The organism is Achromobacter sp. SIMBA_011, assembly GCF_046535435.1.
GTDB classification, from domain to species: domain Bacteria; phylum Pseudomonadota; class Gammaproteobacteria; order Burkholderiales; family Burkholderiaceae_B; genus Achromobacter; species Achromobacter dolens.
This window is the reverse complement of sequence record NZ_JAWRWN010000530.1, coordinates 1-269: the sequence shown is the minus strand read 5'-3', so window position 1 is coordinate 269 and position 269 is coordinate 1. Positions and strand designations below refer to the sequence as shown.

General features: G+C 67.7%; 1 protein-coding gene. It reads left to right on the top strand.

The features are described 5' to 3' along the window. A partial coding sequence (locus SB816_RS32020; protein ID WP_410548247.1) for an IS110 family transposase occupies positions 1-269 on the top strand: 269 nt, incomplete at both ends.

The following is a 269-nucleotide window of genomic DNA, read 5'->3' as shown; positions in this document are numbered from 1 at the left end:
CGGGTCAACCCCGCCCGGGCGCGCGACTTCGCTAGAGCCACCGGCCGCCTGGCCAAGACCGACGCCATCGATGCCCGCCTGCTGGCACACATGGGCGAAACGCTTGGCCCCGCAACCAGCACACCACCCGATCCGGCCCGGCAGGCGCTTGCCAGCTTCCATACAAGGCGCGATCAACTCGTTGCCATGCGCCAGCAGGAGCGGCTTCGCCTTTCCAGCGCAGAGCCCATGGAGCACGATAGTCTGGAGCGCCATCTCATCTGGCTGGA